This window comes from Streptomyces sp. NPDC052114, from assembly GCF_040680155.1.
Classification (GTDB): Bacteria; Actinomycetota; Actinomycetes; order Streptomycetales; family Streptomycetaceae; genus Streptomyces.
In genome coordinates, this window is the sequence record NZ_JBFAWC010000009.1 from 228,345 (window position 1) to 250,422 (window position 22,078).

Genomic DNA, 22,078 nt, shown 5'->3' on the forward strand with positions numbered 1-22,078 from the left:
GGCGCGCGTGGCATTTGAACGCCCGCTGGCGATCGCAACGAACAACCAAGGAGGCAGCATTTCGATTACCGTCTAGGCCCTGCCTATTCTCCTCGCCGTTGCGGCTCTACACATTGGCGCCCTTATCAGCATCATCACCTGTCGCGCCAAAAGTGGAATGAAATTCGCCTGGATTGCCTTCGGTTCGATCACGCCCGTAATAGGCAGCAAACTGTGGTTCATTGTTGGCAGACGCCACACTCGCGGGCGTACCTGACAGCAGAATCCAAGGATGCACCCAAAAGGATTCCGACAATAATTCGAGTCACAGGGGGCGCCTTTTCCGCTTCTCCCTCAGGGTCAGGCTTCTAAATCGGGAAACGAAATTCCAGAGTACAGACAGGAGGCAGACGAAGGCAGCGTAAACATTTCACACCTTGCTCAATTATGTCCCTTTTCAAGGGGCTATCAGGGTTCCGGAGAGCCCACAGCTGCATATCGAGCGCAGAAGAACCAGAAGTGGAGCCCCGCTCATGGTCATCATCCTCGAAAAGCCCGCACGTGCCCGTCTCATCACTCCCGAAGCGTGCGCACGCGCTCTGCCGGTCCTCCTGCGCTACTCGGCCGAGGACCCCCTGGCCATCCAGATCATCTTTCCTCCGCAGGCGTCGCTCGACGGCGCGGAGGTCAGGTGGACCTTCGCCCGGCAGCTCCTGCAACAGGGGATGGATACACCGGCGGGCATCGGTGACGTGCGCATCTGGCCGTGCGGGCGGGCCCGGACGGTCCTCGAGTTCCACTCGCACCAGGGGCTGGCCCTGCTGGAGTTCGACAGGATCGTGCTGCGCCGGTTCTTGGTCCAGTCGTACGCCGTCGTGCCCGCGGGCGGCGAAATAGAGGGCCTCGACGTCGATCAAGGACTCGCGCGCCTGCTCGGCGGCGTCTGAAGCAGCAGCGCCCTGAGCGAGCAGCGGAGTCAGGGGAGCGAGCAACGACTCCCCAGCCGTACAGCATGGACCCCTGAGCCCTGCAGGCGGGAGAACCCTCGCATTCGCCTCAGCACCTGGAACAGCCCGCCGTCTTCGTGGCCCTGCAACAGGGCCTCCGGCCTCCAAGGTTGGCATGACTACCTCCTCTCGTCGAGTAAACGGCCCGGGGCAGCCAGCTCTCCACAGGCACGGACAGCCCGCTAATTAGAAGCATGACCACCAGCTTCTTCGCAGGTCAGGAGGCTCACCAATTGCCCGCGGATTCATGATCCACCGCCAGGCAGAGAAACCCGACAGCCCAGGCATGAGCCCCCTCCTCGACGGGCCCTCACAGGTACGGGAGCCACACCCGCACAAACCCGGCGGCGGGAAACCCTTGCCACGTACCCGCCGCTGGCCTCGCCATCACCGGAGATCACCCGTGCCCAAACGCGGCCGCAGTATCTGTGCTCTATACGCCACTACCTGCCTCTGGCTTGCCTACTGCGCCGTCCAGTCTGCGCGCAACGACTTCAAGTGCTCTGCCGTGCTCTTCATCCTCGCTGCTGCCGTCTGCCTGATCGGCGGGGCGCGCGAGACACAAGTGCCCCAGCAACTGCGCGGTGCAGACGTGAGATCCGAAGAGGCCGCATGGCCCTGCTGCTCCGTCGATGGCGCTCGCACCACGCTCGCCACTGCCTGCTGCGAGCTGTGGTGGACATCAGCGGGCGCCGATCACGAAGACGGCTGCCGCAACCCGACATAGATCTCGCGGGAGAACTCCGAGAGCGAGCGCAAGGAGCGGTCAGTCCGTAGAGCCTCAACCGCCTGTAGATCGCTCAGCCGAGAAGGGGGTGTGATGATCAGCCACCCCGCCGAAGCCGCCCTGCAGGCCGACACAGTGACACTTCTGCGCTGCGCCCCGAACGACCACGATGCCGCCACGGATTCTGGTGAGCAACTCACCCACGAGCACCACAGCCGCGATCAAGAAGCCCACAGGACCTCCCCATGAGGCGCTTCACCCACGCGGCCACAGCCCTCCTGCTCATAGCGAGCGTTCCTGCCGATTCCGCCGGCCTCACCTACTACAAGCTCAGCCAAAGCGACTGGTGGACGCGATCACAGCCCATCGCACCGACCCCGTCGTCTACGCATCCGGTGGTGAAGCCAAAGCCATCACAGCGGCCCGCCCTGGAGTCGCCCCAGCGCACGACACGACACCCCCGGTCCGCGGGCCCCTGCATCAATGACGCCGCCCAGCGCACCCCATGCACAACATCAGGAGCTCTCCTCATCGCGGCCTCGATCCACGGTCACCGCGCTGTCTGCCCGCGCCATGACATGCCCGAGACCGAACACATCCGCCACCTCGGGGAACACACTGTCTGCCTCACCACGCCCTGACCTTCCCGACGTCGGCTACGGCACCAGGTTCCCCTCGGCCGCCCACCTCGCCGCCTATGCCGGAATCGTGCCGACGGCCCGCAGCTCGGGCTCCTCGATCTGCGGCGAACGGTAGTCGAGACGCGAAAACGCGCAGTCCAAGAGGGCCTTCTTCCTCTCGGCGTTCGCCGCCCTGTCCACCCCGGCCTCCCGCGCCTATTGCGACAAGAAGATCAAGGAGGGCGAGGGCCACACGCAGGCCCTCCCCTGCCTGGTCCGACGCCGAGCCGACGTGCTCTTCGCGATGCTCCGCGACGGGACCTTCTATCAACCACCAACCCCGATCACTCCTTGACCGAAGTCATAGAGACACCCCCGCCAGCGTCCAGGAACGGACCGCCGCCCGCATCAGTCTCACCCGCCTCCACGCCGAACACCCCGAAATCGTCCTGGTCTGGGCCAACAACGCCTACGGAGGCGAGGAGTTCACCACCTGGGCCCAGGACACCCTCGACATCACCATCGAGGTCGTTCCCCGTCCCAAGAACGCCGACGGCTTCGCCGTGCTCTCCAAGAGGGTCGAGACCGTGGGCTGGCCGCAATAGCCGAGCACCTATTGGGACGCGAAGGGGCGATCCGGCATCCCTCACTGAGCTGTTCAACAAGGCGCAGACCGCGCGGGCCCAGCAGTTCTAGAGATCTTTAATGGCTGGGGTTACGTGAAGTCGTGACGGTGGGTCGTGGGCCGCGCTATGCCGGAGGGATGAGGTATCCCGATGGCGGTGGGATGACGGCCGAGGAGCGGGATCGGCGTGAGCAAGTCCGGCTCGCGGCGGCTGACTTGATCGAGGCGGGGGCCAGTGACCGGGAGGTGGCACGGCGGTTCCGGGTGACCCGGATGTCTGCGAACCGCTGGCGCCGGGCCTTGGCCTCGGGTGGCCGCCAGGCGCTGGCCTCCAAGGGTCCCGGTGGCGCTCGCTGCAGGCTCGATGACGGTCAACTGCGTTCGCTGGAGGCGATGTTGGAGGCCGGTACGGCCGCGTGGGGCTGGAGTGACCACTGCTGGACGTTGGCCCGCATCGGCGAGGTCGTTCGCCGCCGGTTCGGAGCCGAGTACACCCTGGCCGGGCTGGACCTGCTGCTGCACCGCATTGGCTGGAGCGTACAAATCCCGGCCCGGAAGGCCACCGAGCGGGACGAGTCGAAGATCGCCGCCTGGAAGGACGAGCGGTGGCCCGTCATAAAGAGAGGGCGGCGGACTTGGGCGCCTGGGTCTGCTTCGAGGACGAGGCAGGTCAGGGCCTGAGGCCGCCCAAGGGTCGCACCTGGGGCCGCCGAGGTCGCACCCCAGTCGTGAAGGTCACCGCCGCGGGTACCAAACGGGTCTCGATGGCGGCGCTAATCTGCACCAAGGCCGGCCGTCGGCCACGGCTGATCTATCGCATCCACCTGGACCGCGGCCCTGCCAAAGGCCGACGCAAGCGCTTCACCGAAACCGACTACGCCCACCTGCTCGACGCTGCTCACCAGCAGCTCGGCGGTCCGATCGTCTTGGTCTGGGACAATTTGAACACGCATGTCAGCCACACGATGCGACGGCTGATCGCCGAGCGATTGTGGCTGACCGTCTACCAGTTGCCGCCGTACGCTCCGGAGTTCAACCCGGTCGAGGGCGCGTGGTCGCACCTGAAGAGGTCGCTGGCCAACCTCACCAAACACAGCCTCGAACAGCTCACCGCGCTGGTGAAGACGCGGCTGAAGCGGATGCAGTACCGACCCCACCTCATCGAGGGGCTCGTCGCCAAGACCGGACTCGACCTCCAACCGCGGTAACGCAGCCATTAAAGATCTCTAGCATAAAAGGACCGCTCTGCGTGGGATCAGGGGAAAGACGCTCGTTCAGGGGTAAAGCAAGGTTACGGTTCCCCGCGTTGCGGTTCGGTCCGAGGTGAGAGGCGTCGAGGGGGGAGGGGTCGTTGAGTACGGATCGTCCGGATGAGCGGCCGGCGACTGGCCTTCGCCGTGTATTCCGAGGGCTTGGCGGCAAGATGACGGCCATCGCTGCGGAGCGTGAGGCCTTACGCATGGCCCAGGCGGCTCAGGATCCGACCGCTCGTGCCGTCCATACGCGTAACGCGCTTCTGGGCTGGGCGCATCAGCTGTACCGAGCAGGTGACCGCATGCCGGTCTGCGGCGACTTCATGGGGTCTCCTGGCGCCTCGTTCGAAAGCGTTCCCCTGACGCTCGAAGACCTGCGCGAGGCCGCACAGTATCTGGTTGAACGAAACCTGATGGAGCTGTTCCACAAGACGCACTGGACGGACCCCGGCTATCGGGAGATCCATACGGCGCACCGAATTTCCCTGACCCGCCTCGGGCTCGACTGCGCAGAAAGTGGGATGACAGTGTCAGAATTCCTCTACCCCAGGCCCGCGTCGACGGGCGATACGTACAACACGACGGTCCAGTCCGGAGCCCAGGGCATCCAGATCGGAGGTCGGGAGAACACCATGAACAACACCTGGGGCGTGAAGCCGGACTCGCTGCTGCGATTCGCGAGGGACGTGCTGACACGGCTTCCCGAACTTGGGCTCGACGACATCGCCGAGGCGGAACTCATCGAGGAAGCGGCGGCCCTGCACGGCGAGGCGTCGGCTCAGCAGCCGAATCCGACAGCCCTGCGACGGGCGTACGACGCGGTCATGGGTGTCCTGGGGAGGGCTCCGGATTCGACCGCCAGTCAGTGGCTGCGTGAGGCGGGCTCGGTGGCGATCAACAGTGCCCTCGGCGGTTAGCACCTGTCCGCCGTACATGGGATGACTCCGGAGCGAAATGAGGGATGCCCGCGCGAGGCCTGGTCATGAAGCCGCTTCGGTGTGTCGGCCGTCAGCCCACCGCCATCGGGATACCTCATCCCTCCGGCATAGCGCGGCCCACGACCCACCGTCACGACTTCACGTAACCCCAGCCATTAAAGATCTCTAGAGGGGCCGGAAACCTACAGCCAGTCCGAAGGTAGGACCGGCAACAGCGTCTTCTGATGCTCATGGCGCCTGGCATGATCCACATCGGCCCACCAGTTCAACTGGTGGGCCGATGTGCAGGGTTGTGGTTGCTGCCTCCCGATCGCCCCGGCGATCGTCCCGTCCACCTTCCGTAAGCACCTGCACGACGCGGCCCGAGCGGGAGTCGGTGCGGCCCGCAGGAGTTCACGGGCTTCGGGCCGACACAGGCCGCCCGCCCACGCCATGAAGGCCTCCAAGGCGGCCGGGTAGTACTCGCGCAGCAGGGAGCGCAGCTGGTTGGCGTGCTGCTGCCGGTTCCACAGGGAGTCCCGCGCGCCCAGCCAGAAGCAGGGAGCCTTCGTTCGTTCTCAACGCACCGCCTGAGCCGCTCTGCCGTACTCCGCGGGTCGGCTGCAGGGGCCTACGCTCGCTGCCGCGCACCAGTGCCGTGCATCATCTGACATGGCCAGGGGAGGATGCCCGCGCCTCGCACATCCAGCCATGTCCTCCAGGACAGCTCCACACGTCACACAGCACGCCAGCCCTGTTCAACGAACTTCCGCGGTTGCCCGCCTGAGCACCATCGTTCCCCGGCAGGCGACGGCATCCTCCCTCGACGCCCCACAGCGTGATGCTTGCGTATGGCGCAACCTCAGCTTCTTCACGGGCCGCTGTCCTTCCGGTGGAGATTTGTACCGAGGGTTCGGTCTATGTGCTGTTGCGTGGCCCGGCGGACGAGTATGGCGTGCAGGTCTCCTTCTGCCATGGACACCGGGTGCGCGTGGCGACGGTGGATCACGACGCGGAGTTCGGTGGTGTCGTCCGCCAGTGGGCGGTGGACGATGGTGCCGCTGCGTTCCAGAGGGTCGTCGAGCAGGCTGTAGTCGGGGAGGACGCTGACTCCGAGGCCCTGGGCCACCATCAGCTTGCACATCTCGGGGCCGTCGGTCGAGTAGGACATGGAAGGGGTTCGGCCTCCGAGCAGGCGTTGGATGTAGCGGTGCATGGCATAGCCGGATCGCATCCCGATCAATGGCTGGGTCAGTAGGTCATTGACGGTTACTGCGTTGAGCGCCGCCAACGGGCTGTCCGGGCGGATGCAGACGACCGGGCGACCGCGTAGCAGTTCGGTGGTGTGCAGGCCTGGCGGCGGGTCGTCGTCGCGGAGGTAGCTGATCAGCCCCAGGTCGAAGCTGCCCTTGGTGAGGTGATGCTGGACACCGGCCTGCTGGTCCGCGACGACTTCTATCTGTGTCGAAGGATGGGTGTCGCGAAATTCACGGATGGCCGGCGCGAGGAGCGTGGCCGTGGCCGCGTTGACCGTGCCCACCCGCAGCCTCTGGTGGGGTTGGTGCTGTTTGCCGGATGCCTGGCGCAGCCGGTCTAGCGCGTCCAAGACTCCGGCGATGTGCGGCAGCAGCTCACGTCCTTCAGCGCTGATCTTCGCCCCGGAACGTCTGCGTTCCAGGAGTTCCACGCCCAGTTCCCGCTCCAGCTTGCGGACCGCCTCGCCAAGTGCCGGCTGAGAAAGATGCAGTTCCTCTGCAGCACGCCGCATAGAGCCCAGCCGTGTGACCATCATCAGGTACTCCAACTGTTCCGTGCGCATAGCAAGTTACCTCCAACACTCATCGGAATCTGGCAAAGCCAACGGGATTGAGCATGACGATGAGAGAGAACTATCGCCGTGCCTAATTCTCCACATCGCCTCGAGTCAATCCTCCAGGAAAGTCCCGGCCGCCACAGATCGCATACGGCAAGAAACCCGCAGCGACTCCCGGCATTACCTACTACCGGCCCTCCCACAACGACTGGTGGGCGAGTTCGCACGCCAACACACCGGCCCCGCCCACTAGCGTCCGGCGGCCAAACCGCAAACCTCACAACGCCCCGCCCTGGAGCAGACCCTTCGCGCGACACGACACCCCTGGCCAGTAGGAACCTGCATCGACAACGCCGCACAGCGCGTGCCGCGCATTACGCCAGGGGCACTCTTCGACGCGGCCTCGGTCCACGGGCACTCCACCCTCCACTCGTGCAACGACGTGCCCGAGACGGAGCACATCCGCCGCCTCGCGGACTACCCCCTGTGCCTCTGCACGCCTTGACTTCATTCCAGGTCCCCCTGAGGCCCAACACCCGCCGCGCGCAGCCGTCCTGCACACAGTGCACGCAAAACTGGCAGAGTTCTCAACCAGTTCGACTTCGACTCGTGTGGGCACTTGAAGCACCAAAATGCCCCTGGATCACATCGGCACGGAAAAGGGGAAGGGTGCGTCCTGCAGTGTGACGCCGGCGCCGACCGGGGCCTCGTTCTGATGGGTGACCAAACGCGGGGCCAGCACACGTACTGTGTGCCAGCCCTTTACCGATGAGGGGAGATCCGCGACGAGAAGTTCGGTTCCCGCAGCGTGGAGGCGGTGAGCGAGATCGCGAAGGGGCTCGTGCTGTGTCAGGCGGACCAGTTCGGCAGGTGGTTCATTTCCGGTTGCCGAGCGCTCTAGATAGTGCCCCAGGCAGTCGACAGCTTCAGGTGATGACCACTGTCGGTGCCCCACACCTAAGCGCTCCGGGACCCCTGTTCGGAACTGGGCGTCTACCTGCAGAAGTTCGAGCAGCGCCCGGTCGGTTGCGGCTCTCAGGGTACGACCGCTCCCCGAGGCGCGAGCTGCGTACCGACCGTCTGAGCGCAGCAGGAACGCATGTACGACCGGGGCCACGGGCGGCGTATGCGGGTAGCCGATCACGTACAGGCGACCGGTGTCGGTGAGGTGGGGGACGAGAGCGGGTGGGTCGGTCGCCCAGCGCCAGGGGTCGAGCGCGAGGCCGGGGCGAAGGTGCAGCAGATTGCGGTAGAGGGTGTTGCGTTCGAGGACTTCCAGGCCACCGCGCAGGATCGCTTCGTCGCGGTCTGGGTAGCAGGCCAGTCCTGTGGTGTCGTTGCTGGTGGGGCGCGTCTCTCCTGGGAGTGGTTGATAGGGGAAGGGAACCAGGCACAGGGGTACGGCCACCTGGGCGCCATCGTGGGCGCGCCGCGTCGGCGTGGCAGGGAGCGGTGGCCGCCCGTCGGCCAGGTATTGGCGCAGGGGTGCGCCCCAGGGGTGGAAGTCCTCCAGCGAATGGTGCTCGGTAGCGGTTTCTGGGGGGATTCGTTGGAGGTGGGTGTTGGCTCTCCAGGCCGCGAGTCGTTCTACGGCTTCGCCTGTTGTGCTGATCCGTGCCTGCGCCGCCGTGGTGCCCTTGCCGCTGTTGCTCTCCAGGTCGGCCGCGAGGGCACCGGCCGGGGTGCGGCAGTGGCCCAGCCACAGTCCGGGCGCGGCCGGGGCGGGCACCGTGTCGAGGTCGCGCAGGAACCCCCCGGACCATTCCTGGCGGTCGAGGGCCTCTGGTGCCGTCGCGGGCGCGTTCCATGGCAGTACCGGGCGTACGGAGCCGGTGTGCGACATCAGCACGCAATGGCCCTGCGGCTCGTCGAGTAACCGTTCAACAGCCTTGGCGACGGTGCTCGGGGGGTACGAGAGCAGTGCGTTGGGGCGTAGTTCAGAGAAGCCGAGATGCCCGGGCGTTTTTGTGTCGTACCAGCCTGCGACTGCCTCGTCCTGGGCTTGTGCGTCGTCCAGCCGGGTCATGACCGGTCCCAGATGTGTTCCGTCCTGGTTCTCGGCGGACCAGATGACCGTGCCGCGGCGGAGCAGCGGCGGGACGACGGTCCTTGCCCACAAGGGCTGTATGGGGGTCAGCGGGAGAAGCAGTCGGTTGGGCCCCTGTAGCTGGTGGACGGCCTCGGTCGGCCACCAGGACCAGCGGTGTTGGCCGCGTTGGGTGAGTGCGTCGGCCAGGTCGGCGGCCTCGGCGTGGTGTCCTGCGGGCGCCAGGACGATTGCCTCGGCCTGGTGCGGAGGGTTGCCGGGCAGCGGCTGAGCTCGGGGGGCGGGGCGGTAGACGAAGCCGTCGTGTAGAAGTTGCGCCATGCGCGTGGTGCACGCGTAGGGCGGCGGCTGAGGGCGGTTTACCCGGCGAACGGCCAGCCGGGGTCCTAACAGGAGCAGGCCATCGGGCTGTGGCAGCCGTACGGTCCACGGGGTCCAGGACCAGGGCTCGATGTCTTCGGCCGGGGGCTGCGGATGTGGGGTGCTGTCGTGCATCACTGGCGGGTTGGGGGACGTCGAGGATAGGGAAGGGTCCATGGTCTGCCTGCCGAAAGTGAGGGGGCCGGGGCCCGGATGTATTCCGGGCCCCGGCCACGCTGTCAGTAGGACTTCATCTGGAGCAGCACGGCCTCGTTGTCGACGCGCACGATGTCGACCTCGAAGTCGAAGCCCTGCTCGTCCTCGATGCGGAAGTCGGTCTGCTGCTCGGTGTTTTCGTTGGTGCTCATGGTTTTTCCTTTTCTGCTGTGGGGCCACCGTTTGCCGAGTGGACGTGATGGCCCGCGTGTCTTTCTCCGCGCATGGCGCCCGCAGGAGTGCGCGTAGCGGATTTCGATGGGCGGCAGGGTTGGTTTCTGCCGTTTCCTGCGTACCGTAATTTCAGGGGTTCCTGGAATTCCGGAGTCTTTGGGCATGGGAGAGTTTCGTTTCAGGGCGTGTTGGCCGGGGGTGACTGGTGGAGGTCAGTCGGCGGCTTGCCCAGGAGGTGTCGGGAGGTGCCGGGCGCCGCCGAGGAACACCCACAGCGGGCACAGGGCGAATCCGATGGCCACTGCCCACAGCGCTCCGCGCAGTCCGGCGAACTGCGCCAGTACGCCGCCTGTCACTCCACCGACGCTCAGGGCGCCCCAGCTGAACAGCCGGACGGTGGCGGTCATCCGGCCGAGGAGGGCCGGCGGGCACACCGACTGGCGGTAGCTCGCGAAGACCACTCCGAAGACCACGATCCCGCCGGACAGGGCCGCGTACCCGATGGCGAACAAGGTGATTCCGGCGCCGGGTGAGGCCAAGGGGATCAGCAGTCCCAGCGCTGTTCCGCAGGTCAGTGCAGTGGTCATGGTGGGACCAGGGCCGTAGCGGGCGACGAGGCGCCCGCTGAACGTGGCGGCCAGGATTCCGCCGGCTCCGGATGTCGCGAGCAGCGCGCCGACCCAGCCCGCCGACAAGCCGACCTCCCGTACGAGGAAGAGCACGGCCACGGCCTGTTGCGCGGCGACGAAGAAGTTGAACTGGGCTCCGCACAGGGTCAGTGCGCGCAGCCGTCTGTCTCCCAGGACGTACCGCAGGCCCTCGCTCACCTCGGTACGCAGCGGTGGACGTGGGGTGGGCTTGCCGGCGGTTGCCGGCCGGGCAGGCTTCGCTGGGGTGGCCTGCCCCTCGTTTCTGTCCTTGGGCCGGGTGCGGGACAGGAGCAGGGCGGATACAGCGAAGCTGAGTGCGTCCAGCGCGATGGCTCCCGCGGCGGTGGCCAGTTGTACGAGGCCTCCTCCGAGGCCGGGCCCCAGGATCATGGCCGAGGACTGGCTGACCTGCAGGCGTCCGTTGGCGGTGACCAGGTCGTCGGGGTGTACGAGCGAGGGAAGCAGTGCCTGGTAGGCGATGGCGAAGAACACTCCGGCCACTCCGACCGCGACTGCGACCACGTACAGGTGCGTCATGGTCAGCATCCCGGCCAGGGCCGCCACTGGGATGGATGTGAGCAGGGCGGCGCGTGCCCAGTCCGTGGCCACGGCTACCGTGCGTTTGGGCCAGCGATCGACCCAGGCGCCCGCCGGGAGGCCGATGAGGAGCCATGCCAGGTTCTCGGCGGCCACGAGCAGGCCCACTTCGAAGGGGCTCGCGTGCAGGGTGACCACTGCCAGCAACGGCAGTGCCACGAGTGTCACCGCGCTGCCGAGGTGGCTGATGGTCTCGCTGGCCCAGAGCAGCTTGAATCCGCGATTGCGGGTCAGCGGTTGCCTTGAGGTGCGTGCCTCCAGCCGGTCCACGGGATCCGGCGGCGCGGTCCGGTCAGAGGAGGAAGGCGTCACGGCCCGAGAGATCGCCGTCCCAATCGGCATAGCGGTCGTGGACTCCGCGCAGCAGGGCGTCGAGCCCGAAGACTCCCTGGCGCAGGGTCACGAAGAGTTCGGCTGCCAGGTCGCGCGGCACCGGGCCGCACTCCGCCAGCAGGTCTACGGGGAGGCCTCGGTGCTCGGCCGCGTCATCGATCTCGCCGTGTGCACGAAAGCTCTGCACCAGGGAGTCCGGCACCAGTTCCAGCAGGTCGAGGATGTCGGTGACGGCGGCTGCCGACTGTTTGGTGGGGTTTTCCGGCACCTCGGGGACGATCAGTGAGGTAGCGAAATGCGCCGGTGACTGATGACCGGCGGCGAAGAAGTACGTACCGTAGGCCAGTGTTTCCGGGGCGGGGTGCGCCCGGCGTACCGCCTCGGGGTCGAGGCCGGCGTCGGCGAAGGCGTCGGCCATCAACTCGCTGTGGCCGCTCTCTTCGTTGTAGAACTCCTCGAACAGTGTCCTTTGCCGCGGGGTCAGCCAGTGCCCCAGGACTGCTGGCGCGGACCAGTCCGCGTTGCGGACCATGAAGTACGACTCCAGCAGGAAGCCCAGTTCAAGGCCGCGGTCGCCGCCTCGGCGCAGCGCTCCGACCAGTGGGTTGTTCCGCCAGGTGTGGTGCGCGGTGAGCCGGAAGGTATCGACGAGGCGATGCCCCAGGTACTCTCCCGCGACCCAGTCGCCGCGGCGCTGCGGATGCTCGATCACCACTCCGGCGCGGACCAGGGCTCCGGCAACCCGTCGAGCAGCTGCCCGCCCCCCGGTGAGTTCGATCAGGCCTCGGTAAAGCGAGCCGGGCTCGGACGAGCGCAGGGCGTCCAGGGCCGGAGCCGGGACAGCAGCTGCCGGGGCTATGCGAACCCGGAAAGGCCCGTTGTCCACATACAGATATCCCTCCTGCGCCTGGACGGTGCAACCGGGCTTGAGCGCCGTTGATTCCGGGTCCAGCCCGTTCACCGGCTCTTCGATGTCCTGCGAACCCGCTGGAATCATAGGGCGGTGGCCCACTAACTCCGTGCCCGAAGAAGGCGCACCAAGAATACTTTGTTTACGTGCAGCGGTAGACACCGAATTGCCTCCGGATGATTCTGTCCAGCGAGTACTAAACGCCCTCGGGGGTCTCCCTAGCGGCGCTACGCCGTGAAGCTAACATATGCCCAGAGTTGGTCCCAAAAACTATTAAGCGGCCGATTCTGGAATGTTAAATCTGTCTGGAGGTCTTGAAGTGACGTCGAGTAACGAGATAGTGGCGGCCCTCGCCGACCCTGTACGCCTGCGGATCCATTGCCTGCTGGTCCTTGCGGGAGAAGACGGCGTTGCGGCTGCCGAGTTGGAGGGCCGGGTAAAGGGTGCAGCACGCCAGGTGCCCCGGCTCCTGAGGGCGGGGCTGATCACACGGACCGGCACCGGAGCCCTGGTGGCGGTGCCGGACGCCTTCCGGCGGGCTGCTGAGGAGGACCGCGGCCGCCGCGCCCCGCAGGAGGCCGCCGCCGGCGAGGGCCCCGGGCGGGCCGTCGCTCAGCTGTTCTCCGGGGGACGGCTGGTGGTCATGCCCGTCCGCCGGGCCCTGCGCAGGGCTCTGCTGGAGCACCTTGCTGAGCGCTTCTTCGAGCCCGGCCGCCGCTATACCGAGACGGAGGTGAACACCGCGCTCGGCCAGTGCTATGACGACTACTCCACCCTGCGCCGTTACCTCATCGACGAACGACTGCTGGCGCGCTCACCCGAGGGCAGCGCCTACTGGCGATCGGTCGCCGCGTGATGCCCCCGCGCGCGGCCGGCCCGGCCGCGTACTGCCTCCCGAACGGGCTCCGGGCTACCCTCAGGCACACCCCGCAACTCGATGTCGGGGTCGTGGCCTTGGCCGTGGGCACAGGGCTGCGGGACGAGACCCTGGAGCAGGCCGGTTTCGCGCATCTTCTGGAGCATCTGGCTTGCCGTCTCCCCGACTCCCTTCCTCTCCCGGGCGGGATCGACGCCCCCACGGGCAGGACCGCCGAGGACACCACCACGGTGATGGCGAGCTGTCTGCCGCAGGACCTCGCCGAGACCACATCCCGCATGGCCGCCCGTCTCTCGCCTCCCGATACGGCAGACACCGGCCAGATGGCCCGGGAGTGCGGCATCCTGCGTGGTGAACTCCGCTTGGTCACACCTGCGGTCCGCCGCCTCTGGGCGTTGGAACTCGCCGCCGTCCGCGCCGCATCCGACCGATGGCGCTGCCACAGCCGACGGCACTTTCCCTCGGCCTGCCCCGATGCCACTGACCCCGCCGTGGCCCAGCGGGTTGCCTCCTTTCACCACGCTCATTACCGTCCGGACAACGCGGTCCTGGCCGTCTTCTCACCGTGGCCTGCCGGCCTGACCGCACGAAAGCTTGGCCTGTCACGACTGCCAGACATGGCGAACACCGCCAAGGCCCGAAATGAAGACGCATGCGGCGGCCCCTGCTGCCCGGCTTCGGCGCAGCGCGCTGCGACCACGGCCTCCCCTCCGTCACGGCGGAAGACGACCACCCCGAAGCCTCACGCCCCCTCCGGGAACGGCACTTCGACCCACTGTGCGGTCGCCCTGTGTGTCCCGCCATCGCCCGGAGACCCGGACACACTGGCGGCCGCCTGCGTACTCGCTTGCATGCTCCGCATCCACTTGCTCTCCCTGTCGCCCGGAGCCCCGGCGCCCCGGGTACAACTGGCACGCTTTGGCCCGCTGATCGCGCTGCGCCGGCCCGCCGCGCTCACGGTCTCCATGCAGATACCCGGCGCTGGCGCCGACGCGACACGGCAGCTCACCGAGGCCGTCATCGCTGGGCTGCGCCACATTTCAGACGGAGCTCGGGCCACCGACCTACGCCAGGCCGCCGCGGTGGAACACGACGCCGTGCGCGCCGTACTGGCCGACCCGCTCCGCGCCGCCGAGCTCTACGCCACCGGATACCTCGCGCACGGCCACCCCGATACCCCAGATCGCTACCTGGCAGCCCTGCAGAACGTACAGCCACAGCAACTCGCCAGCCTGGCCCAGACGTTACTCACCACGCATCCTGTCCTGCATCCGGTGCGTACCCATGACTGACCTCACTGCGGTACCGCTCGCTAGGACGCGTGCCCTCATCCAGAACATGACCGTCCAATCCCCAGGCAGCGGAGCCCACTTGTGGTGGCTACCCCTTCCGTCCGCCGCTCCCGCCCATGTGCGCTGCACCGTTCAGCACAAGGTGCACGAGGGCTCCCCGTGGAGCGGCCCACTAATCGCCCAGGCCCTCCGCTCAGCAGCTGTCCCCTACGCCATCACGGCTCCCGACACCCACACCGACCACCTTCGCACCACCTTGCGCATGCGCTGCGACCCCACCCAGCTCCCCGGTCTGCTGAACTCTCTGCTCCAGGCAACCGAGCAAGCCGACCCGACGCACTGCACGGCAGCCGCCCTCAAGGATCTGCAACGGCAACGTCGCAGCCTGCGGGCACATATACGCACCGAACTGCTGCGCTTCCTCTTCCCCAGTCACTCCCTCCCGCCAGGATTCCCGCCGATACAGTCGCTGCCCGGGCCGGAGGAGACACGGCACGCGCTCACCACGGCCACCAACCCCAGTTTCACGGTCATCGGCGGAGACCATTGCCCACCCCTGCGCACTGACGCCATCCGGCGCTCGGAACCACGTACCGAATTCCACCGTGCCCTGCCCTTCCACCGTGAAGCGCCGCGGCCAACGTCTCCTGTGTTGGTACCGCTTCCCGGCCACCCCGGCGCCTCAGTACGACTGGCCGCCTTCCCGCCAGACCCCGATGCCGCTCGCCCAGGAACCCCCGCGTGGGCTTCCTTCACCCTCGCCAACACCCTGCTCACCGACCCTCGAGGCTCATTCCTGACCGACGCCGTGCGTCACCACAGCTACGTGCTGGACGGGGTGCTGGACGAAGACCACACCATGACCATGCTCGTCGCCGAGCCCGACCCGCAGGACCTGTCCCCCTTCCTGAACGCCCTGCACACGGCGCTGCGCGCATTTGCCGCCGTGACACCCTCCAACGCCGCGGTCCAGGCCGCCGCACATCGCCACCTGACCCAGGAAGCCTTGCACCTCACAGCACTCGAGAGCCTCGCCGATCGCCTCGCCGCGCTCCAAGGCCGCGGCAGCCCACCCGAGACCTTGCTGGCCCACTGGGAGGCTGTTCGACACATCACTGTCGAGGACATCAGCCATGTCACACAGCACTTGGGCCCTGATAGCTTCTCCGGCATCGTCCTCGCCGATCCGGCTCTGTTGCCGCCCAACGAACCGCTACGCATGAACCCATAGCGCAGAGAACCTGACCGACCCGCCCGGCGCACAACGACAGCCCGAGTCCTCCCGAGCGTGACGGCACGCAGAGAGCGCCTCAGCGAAGCAGCAAGACCGATGCCTTGCGCGACACCCGCACCGCGCTTCGACATAGTTGCCCACCGATGGGCGTATCACCGTCCGAGTGCCAGACGCCGGCTCCGTCATTGGTCTTGTTGTGCTCGGATCACCCCGAAGGGGGCGTTCAGGTGTGCAGTGCGGCGAAGGCTACAGTCACTGCAGCGTGCGGGCATCAAGCTCGCCGGTAACCACCGCACACTTACGAGTTGGTGCACACTCGGCCAACGCTCATGTCGTCGTGCCGCAGGCCCAGGGCCTCGCCGATGCGGACTCCGGTGTCGAGGAACAGAGCGAACAGGAGCCGGTCCACACGCGTATCCGCAGCCGTCGAGAATCCTCTGGAGCCCAGCGGCACACAGCGCCCGGGGACGCTTGCGGCCGGAGTTCGGCTTGATGGTTCTGGTCCGCTCGGGCTGGCCGGAGGCGATGTGCGCCAAGAAGGACTTGTAGGAGGTGGCCGCCGCGTGGTGTCGCCCGGCCGGACGCATCGTCACCAGCAGGTCAGCGACCTCGACGCCGCTGCGGGCGTCGTAGAACGTGCAGATGGCGGCGGGCTTGCGCTTCACGCTGGAGGCCGTGCAGTGGTGCGCGACCGTCGGCAGTACGGCCACCGCTCCGCTCCGGGCTACCGGCGGCAGCCGCAGCCAGGTCACGAAGGCGGCCACTGCCTCCAGATCCGCCGACTTCCAGCCCAGGGCCCGTGGTTGGCTAGCGACTCGCACACGGAAGATTTCGACTTCTTTATGATATGCAGCAACACTGTTGATACCGAAGTCCACGTCGGCTTCTCTTGCGCACCGACAGCGGCAACCGATGACGCAAGCAGCGCAGCGCCAAGAATTGCTGCAGCGGTCACAACAGAAACACCCACCCAGTAGCGGCGAGGGGCATTCTTTAACTGCAACGCACTCTTCACTCTTTTCATTTCTGGCGCATCCAAGAACCTGGTCGGTGCCGCCCAGAACGGCTACTGCTAGCTAATTCTCTACGTCACGATCCCACTCTACCCAGAGAATCCACCCGAGGGCTATCAGGAATTTCCGCTGCGGCGATAGAGGATCACACTCACGCCGTCACTGCCTGACTGTTTAGCTGGTTTATGATGAGGTCTTGGAGCGCACCACTATGCGCACAGAGCAGTTGGAGTATCTGGCGGCGGTCACACGTCTGGGGTCGTTGCGCCGGGCTGCTGAGGAACTCCACCTGTCGCAGCCAGCGCTCAGTGAGACACTCCGCAACCTGGAGCGGGAACTGGGCGTGGAACTCCTGGAACGCAGACGGTCCGGAGCGAAGATCAGTCATGAAGGGCGCGAGCTGCTGCCGCACATCGCCGGGGTGCTGGACGCGGTCAATCGGCTCCTCCAGGCATCCGGCAAGCATCACCAAGCGAGCAGCAGGCTGCGGCTGGGCACGGTCAACGCGGCCACGGCCACGCTCCTCGCGCCAGCCATCCGTGAGTTCCGTGCTATCCATCCATTGACACAGATAGAAGTGGTCGCGGACCGGCAGACCGGCGTCCAACAGCACCTCTCCGAGGGCAGTTTCGACCTCCGGCTGATCAGCTACCTCGGGGACGACGACCCTCCACTCGGCCTTCACACCACAGAACTACTCCGCGGACGCCCGGTCGTCTGCGTCCGCCCAGACAGCCCGCTGGCGGCTCTCAACGCGGTGACCGTCACCGACCTACTCGCCCATCCGTTGATCGTGATGCGATCCGGCTATGCCATGCATCGCTACCTCCAGCGCCTCCTCGGAGGCAGAACCCTCTCCTCGTCGTACTCGACCGACGGCGCCGAAATGTGCAAGCTGATGGTGGCCGAGGGGCTCGGAGCCAGCGTGCTACCCGACTACAGCGTGCTCGAAGACCCCCTGGAACGCAGTGGCACGATCGTCCACCGCCCTCTGGCGGAGGACACCCCCGAACTCCGTGTCGTGATCCACCGACGCCATGCCCCGGTATCCACGGCAGAACGAGACCTGCACTCCATACTTGTGCGACGGGCTGCGGAACGGAATACAAACAGTCCTATTGATGAAGAACTGCACCGGAGGGACCCCGGTTCGGTGGAGCGACGAACCTAAAGACGTGTCCCTAGATCCGCCTCGGCGCATCAGCTTGCGTCGCTGCTCCGGCGGCCTGAACGGCGCTCAAGATGGTTGATCACCAGATTGACAAGAACAACCAGGAGTGTCGCTAGCAGCGCTGGCAGCCAGGGGTGTTCGACGTGGAGCCCGGGAGTGAAGGATTCTACGAGCAGAGCCCCCAGAAACGTCGTTGCCACGGAGATAGCCGTTTCGGCGTGGCGCTTGGTCCTGTCGGAAATGGCTGTCAGGCGCAGTGCGAGACGAGCAGCGGTGGCGAATACGCTCGCAAGCAGGCCACAGGGGGGGCACAGCACGGCTGCCCAGACAAGAGAGCTGGCGTTGTCGGCTTCGATCAAGTTGCTGGAGAGTAGGGCGACGACGAAGATTCCTGCCAGCGTCGCCGTGCCCAAGGCAGCGAGAACGCCGAGCCCGAGGGTAGCCATGGCGAGGGCAGCTGACACCTTTTCAGGTGTTGACAGAGAGGCCCATGTGGGTTCGTCACCGGAACGCTTGGGCTCCACGGTGCGTCTCCTTTGTACACGAGAAGAGGGACCGGGCGGCACCCAACCCTTCCTGAGTGCCGCCCGTGAAAATCAGTAGTCTCAGCCGACGAACAGCATGATGGCGTGTGCGAGATCCTTGGCGATGTCAGTCGGAACACCAGCCTTGACCATGGCAATGGTCAGCGCGGTCTCACTCCACCCCTCAACGTCCTCGATCGCGTCGGCGACCTTGCCACCGTTACGCTTGACGAAGTCTCCGGTTTTCTTGTGGACCTTGCCGAGAATCTTGCCGAGCCATGTACCGCCGTGGCGTATTCCGGCGACGATCAGCTTGCGGGCTACCGTGCCCCAGATTCGCTCGGACCCCTTGCGGGCAGCCGGGTTCTCAAGCTGCTTCGCGTACTGCTCGAATTCGCGAATCTGATTGACGTCCGCACCGTCTGCCCGCATCCGGGCAATGAGGTCGCGGACATCGTCTGCGGTCGGCCGCAGCGCCTCTACCGACTGCGAGGCCGCGGACAGGTTGCGATGAGTCTGGACTGCGCTTGCAGCTGGCGCAGCAACCCCGAATGCTACAGCGGTCATTGCGGTAGCAGCGGCTATGCGGACGTGGTTCTGCTTCACGTACACTTCCCTTGTAAGCGGGAGGGAGAGGGCATACGGGTCGGCCGATTGGCGTGGAAACTGAACGGCCCTCGTCCCCTCTCCCCCTGTTTCTTCCCCAGGCTGGATCGCTCGCAGGCAACCAGGAAATCTTTCTCGCGCGCATCAGGTACGACCAGCTGGGCAGTTCGAACTCCGCGACACGTACGGCGTAAAGCCTTAGGCGCTTTCCTATCATTGATCGCCCCTTGCGTCGCTAGCGGAGTGTTCTTCTTGGTTGCATTTCGCTTGAGTAGAAGCCTTTCAAGTGTCGTCCCATATTGGGCCGTAGATCCAGTTCGCCTTTCATTCCACAATACCACTGCAGCCAGAGGGAGGCTTAACCGGCACTTCGCAGCCTACCCAGAGATTCGAATCGATTCCAGGAGTAATTTACGATATAGCGATAGGTATTCCCTCGCACTCCTCAATATCTGATGATGGGGAAACTCCCGACGTGTCGTCCAGCTCGTGGGCGAGCAGTGGCGTTACATGACCACCGTGAGGTGATCGACGCAATCGCCTGGAGGATCCGACCTGATTTGCAGCACCCGCAGCATGCAGCCACCGAGCTGACGCAGATGGGCGCAGCCACTTGAGAGAGCCAGAGCCTCCCTGCGCTCTCATTGCCGTTGACTCTGCGACACCGGACTGCCCACGAGACCGCCCGCGCGCCATGGATGAGCAGTGACGTCGCGTCGCTGGCTTGGACCCGGACGGTCGGCGCAGAAGTGCAACCGATGGGGCATCTCGTCAAACTGACGCAAAAAGAGCCGAACTTGCGTCCCCTCCCCGATCAGTCTGCGATCCTGAAGACCGATCGAGAGGGGCCGCAGGTATGGAGTGGAAGACCCACGGTGAACGTGAGATCTACACCAACAAGTGGGTGAATCTGTGCCTGGTCGACGTCCAACAGCCTGACGGGCGCAGGTGGGAGTACCACGTCGTTCGCCTTCGGCACCTGGCCGTTGCCGCCGTGGTGAACGATCGGCAAGAGGTCCTGATGATGTGGCGGCATCGCTTCATCACGGACTCCTGGGCCTGGGAGTTGCCCATGGGCCTGGTGGAAGAGGGCGAGACTCCCGAGGAAGCGGCGGGTCGCGAAGTCCTGGAGGAGACCGGCTACCAGCCTGGCCCCATCAAGGCCCTGATCTACGCCGAGCCGGCCAACGGCATCACTGACTCGCAGCACCACGTCTTCCGCATCGACGGCGCTACCTACTCGGGACCGCCGACCGAGAAGAACGAGTCCGACCGCATCGAGTGGATCCCCCTGTCAGAGGTGCGCGGGATGATCGACCGCAAGGAGATCGTGAGCAGTGGATCGCTCGTCGGTCTGCTCTACCTGCTCATGGATGAATCAATCCGCTGACCGGCGGCAGAAGAGCCCGTAGCCGCGCCTCGAAGGCCAGGGCTACGGGCTCTTGCCTATGCGGTGCCAACTGGTCGTAGAACTCACGGAGATGGCCGGTGACGCGCTCCGATGCCACTGCGGATGCGGACTCCAGAGCCCGCGTGGCCGTGCGGCACGCCTGATCGAGCTTGCCCTGATCCAGCTGTGTACGTGCCAGCCAGAACGAGTGGAAGGCCCGGCCGCGCTGGTTGGCGTGGTTCTCCCGCCGCAACGCATCCGCGATCAGAGGTTCCGCCGTCGCCGCCTCGCCCAGTCGTCCGTGAGCGATACCGGTGTCCACGATGAGCTTCGGCTCGTCGAAGTACGTCACCCATGACGGGTCGACATCGCCCGTCCGGATCGCCCCGAAGTGCCGGTGCGCCTCACCGATGGCCCGGTGCGTGGAGTCCCTGTTCCCGAGCGTGGCGTGCGCGAAGGCTTCTCGTATCGACAGCATCGACAGGACCCGTGGGGTGGTGCCCATCGCTGTTCGGGCCTGGTCCTGGGCGGCGGTCACGAACGCCAGGGAGTCCGCGGGCTTGTCCTGGTACGTCGCCTGCAAGCTCATGCAGGCCAGAACGTTGGCCATGGTCTGCCGGTCATTGATGTCCCTGGCCAGTTGCAGCGCCTCGGTGAAGTACGCGCGGGCCTGGTTGTACTGGCGGGCGTCGAAGTAGGTCCACCCGGCGAGCCGGGCCAACTCGGCCGCGACCGCGTACAGCCCGTTCTGGATGGAGGGAGGCCGGTTCTCCTTCAGGAGTCCGACCACGTACCGCAGCTGTCCGACGATGGCCGGCCTCAGCGCCTCGCCGCCATGCTGGTCGTCGCGCCGCCAGTAGTCCTGGATGGACGACTGGAACGCCTCAAGCGTGGCCGTGTTGAGAGTCGTCCTGGTGGTCAACGCCAAGATGCTGTCCACATCGGGACCCGGCAGGATGGCGGGCTCAGCCTTCTCGGCCTCCAGCTCTTGGGCCGGCGGCGAAGTCGAGCGGGCCGCGGCCGTCACCATCGAGTACAACCTGCGGATCATCGCCGGGATCGACGAGTCGACCAACATCGGCAAGCGGGACGCCTTCCTCACCGCGCTGGCCTACAGCAATCTGCACCGGGAGACCGAGCTCGCCGACCAGCTCATCAAACGGGTGCGGATCTACGACAGCGGACTGCACGTCACCACCGCCACGTCCAAGACCAACCAGACCGGCAAGGGCGCCAGCCGCTTCATCAACCACCGGGACGACCTCCAGCTCGTACGCCGCGCCCGCGCCTGGATCGCGGTCCTGCGCGAGCTCGGCGCGGATGGGCCCGACCAGCCGCTGTTCCGCGCCCTGACCGCCAAGGGCACGCTCCGGAGGTATCCGGCGGACCGGAAACGCGGCGTCCGGATGCGTCCGGGATCGCTCAACGAGCGGCTCCAACTGCTCGCCGAGCATGCCGGTGTGCCCTACATCGACGGCAAGAAGGTCACCTCCCACTCCTGGCGAGCCGGCGCCAACACCGACCTCGCCGAGAAGGGCGTCTCGCTCGCCGAACGCAACCGGGCCGGACGGTGGGCCGACGGCTCCCACACAGCCGACACCGTCTACGACCGTCGGCACGGCGTCGGCACCCGCGACCCGCTCGACGAGGTCCCCCAGTACGGCGGTCCGGCCCGCGCAGCCGTCGCGCACGCTCGGGTAGCAACGTCTGCCGAGTTCGCTGATGCGCTCCCCGACGAATAGC

General features: G+C 66.2%; 18 protein-coding genes and 3 pseudogenes. 12 read left to right on the forward strand and 9 right to left on the reverse strand.

Annotated features, from left to right (window positions below):
• Positions 1–112: 112 nt before the first annotated feature.
• The 6 genes and pseudogenes from AB0L89_RS21460 to AB0L89_RS21485 all read left to right on the forward strand — a co-directional run bounded on the left by AB0L89_RS21460 (position 113) and on the right by AB0L89_RS21485 (position 5,128).
• Positions 113–256: a PLD nuclease N-terminal domain-containing protein gene (locus tag AB0L89_RS21460; RefSeq protein WP_365143390.1), complete on the forward strand. Its 144-nt coding sequence runs from the start codon at positions 113–115 to the stop codon at positions 254–256.
• 256 nt (positions 257–512) lie between these two features.
• The gene (locus tag AB0L89_RS21465) at positions 513–926 is read left to right on the forward strand and encodes an SsgA family sporulation/cell division regulator (RefSeq protein WP_365143083.1); all 414 of its coding nucleotides are present in this window, start codon (positions 513–515) and stop codon (positions 924–926) included.
• Positions 927–2,364: 1,438 nt separating this feature from the next.
• Positions 2,365–2,688 (forward strand): annotated as a pseudogene (locus AB0L89_RS21470) (transposase); the annotation flags it as partial.
• Between the two features lie 432 nt (positions 2,689–3,120).
• The gene (locus AB0L89_RS21475; protein WP_365143085.1) at positions 3,121–3,639 is read left to right on the forward strand and encodes a winged helix-turn-helix domain-containing protein; all 519 of its coding nucleotides are present in this window, start codon (positions 3,121–3,123) and stop codon (positions 3,637–3,639) included.
• Positions 3,636–4,166, forward strand: a complete 531-nt coding sequence (locus tag AB0L89_RS21480; protein ID WP_365143392.1) for a transposase — start codon at positions 3,636–3,638, stop codon at positions 4,164–4,166. Before AB0L89_RS21475 ends, AB0L89_RS21480 begins: the two co-directional genes overlap by 4 nt.
• A 215-nt stretch (positions 4,167–4,381) precedes the next feature.
• On the forward strand, positions 4,382–5,128 hold the full coding sequence (locus AB0L89_RS21485; RefSeq protein WP_365143087.1) for a hypothetical protein: 747 nt from the start codon (positions 4,382–4,384) through the stop codon (positions 5,126–5,128).
• 377 nt (positions 5,129–5,505) lie between these two features.
• Here the strand turns inward: AB0L89_RS21485 and AB0L89_RS21490 are convergent.
• The 6 genes and pseudogenes from AB0L89_RS21490 to AB0L89_RS21515 all read right to left on the reverse strand — a co-directional run.
• Positions 5,506–5,670 (reverse strand): annotated as a pseudogene (locus AB0L89_RS21490) (IS110 family transposase); the annotation flags it as partial.
• Between the two features lie 329 nt (positions 5,671–5,999).
• Positions 6,000–6,947 (reverse strand): LysR family transcriptional regulator, encoded by a 948-nt coding sequence (locus tag AB0L89_RS21495; RefSeq protein ID WP_365143089.1) that lies wholly within the window; start codon positions 6,945–6,947, stop codon positions 6,000–6,002.
• A gap of 637 nt (positions 6,948–7,584) precedes the next feature.
• Positions 7,585–8,967, reverse strand: a complete 1,383-nt coding sequence (locus tag AB0L89_RS21500) for a YcaO-like family protein (RefSeq protein ID WP_365143091.1) — start codon at positions 8,965–8,967, stop codon at positions 7,585–7,587.
• A gap of 620 nt (positions 8,968–9,587) precedes the next feature.
• Entirely contained in the window at positions 9,588–9,716 is a 129-nt protein-coding gene (locus AB0L89_RS21505) for a hypothetical protein (protein ID WP_365143093.1), read from the reverse strand.
• Between the two features lie 234 nt (positions 9,717–9,950).
• Positions 9,951–11,297, reverse strand: a complete 1,347-nt coding sequence (locus AB0L89_RS21510) for an MFS transporter (protein ID WP_365143095.1) — start codon at positions 11,295–11,297, stop codon at positions 9,951–9,953.
• Positions 11,278–12,279 carry an iron-containing redox enzyme family protein gene (locus AB0L89_RS21515; RefSeq protein ID WP_365143097.1) on the reverse strand — a complete coding sequence of 334 codons (1,002 nt, stop codon included), beginning with the start codon at positions 12,277–12,279 and terminating at the stop codon, positions 11,278–11,280. Before AB0L89_RS21515 ends, AB0L89_RS21510 begins: the two co-directional genes overlap by 20 nt.
• A gap of 406 nt (positions 12,280–12,685) precedes the next feature.
• On the opposite strand from AB0L89_RS21515, the gene AB0L89_RS21520 reads away from it, so the two are divergent.
• The 4 genes from AB0L89_RS21520 (at position 12,686) to AB0L89_RS21535 (ending at position 17,815) form a co-directional block, all read left to right on the forward strand.
• A complete protein-coding gene (locus AB0L89_RS21520; RefSeq protein WP_365143099.1) occupies positions 12,686–13,084 on the forward strand; it encodes a DUF2087 domain-containing protein in 399 nt (132 codons plus the stop codon).
• An 872-nt stretch (positions 13,085–13,956) separates the two neighbouring features.
• Complete coding sequence (locus AB0L89_RS21525) at positions 13,957–14,397, forward strand: hypothetical protein (protein ID WP_365143101.1); 441 nt, start codon at positions 13,957–13,959, stop codon at positions 14,395–14,397.
• Positions 14,398–14,659: 262 nt separating this feature from the next.
• Positions 14,660–15,628 (forward strand): hypothetical protein, encoded by a 969-nt coding sequence (locus AB0L89_RS21530; RefSeq protein ID WP_365143103.1) that lies wholly within the window; start codon positions 14,660–14,662, stop codon positions 15,626–15,628.
• A 1,227-nt stretch (positions 15,629–16,855) separates the two neighbouring features.
• Complete coding sequence (locus AB0L89_RS21535; RefSeq protein WP_365143394.1) at positions 16,856–17,815, forward strand: LysR family transcriptional regulator; 960 nt, start codon at positions 16,856–16,858, stop codon at positions 17,813–17,815.
• Positions 17,816–17,844: 29 nt separating this feature from the next.
• On the opposite strand, the gene AB0L89_RS21540 is transcribed toward AB0L89_RS21535, so the two are convergent.
• Together AB0L89_RS21540 and AB0L89_RS21545 are read right to left on the reverse strand one after the other, a co-directional pair.
• Complete coding sequence (locus AB0L89_RS21540) at positions 17,845–18,339, reverse strand: hypothetical protein (RefSeq protein ID WP_365143105.1); 495 nt, start codon at positions 18,337–18,339, stop codon at positions 17,845–17,847.
• Between the two features lie 81 nt (positions 18,340–18,420).
• Complete coding sequence (locus AB0L89_RS21545) at positions 18,421–18,945, reverse strand: hypothetical protein (protein WP_365143107.1); 525 nt, start codon at positions 18,943–18,945, stop codon at positions 18,421–18,423.
• An 856-nt stretch (positions 18,946–19,801) separates the two neighbouring features.
• Between AB0L89_RS21545 and AB0L89_RS21550 the strand changes: the two genes are divergently transcribed.
• On the forward strand, positions 19,802–20,335 hold the full coding sequence (locus AB0L89_RS21550) for an NUDIX hydrolase (RefSeq protein WP_365143109.1): 534 nt from the start codon (positions 19,802–19,804) through the stop codon (positions 20,333–20,335).
• Here the strand turns inward: AB0L89_RS21550 and AB0L89_RS21555 are convergent.
• A pseudogene (locus AB0L89_RS21555) lies at positions 20,313–21,296 on the reverse strand (hypothetical protein); the annotation flags it as partial. The gene AB0L89_RS21550 and the pseudogene AB0L89_RS21555 sit on opposite strands and share 23 nt — an antisense overlap.
• Between AB0L89_RS21555 and AB0L89_RS21560 the strand changes: the two are divergent.
• The gene (locus AB0L89_RS21560) at positions 21,226–22,077 is read left to right on the forward strand and encodes a hypothetical protein (protein ID WP_365143409.1); all 852 of its coding nucleotides are present in this window, start codon (positions 21,226–21,228) and stop codon (positions 22,075–22,077) included. The pseudogene AB0L89_RS21555 and the gene AB0L89_RS21560 overlap by 71 nt on opposite strands.
• Position 22,078 lies beyond the last annotated feature (1 nt).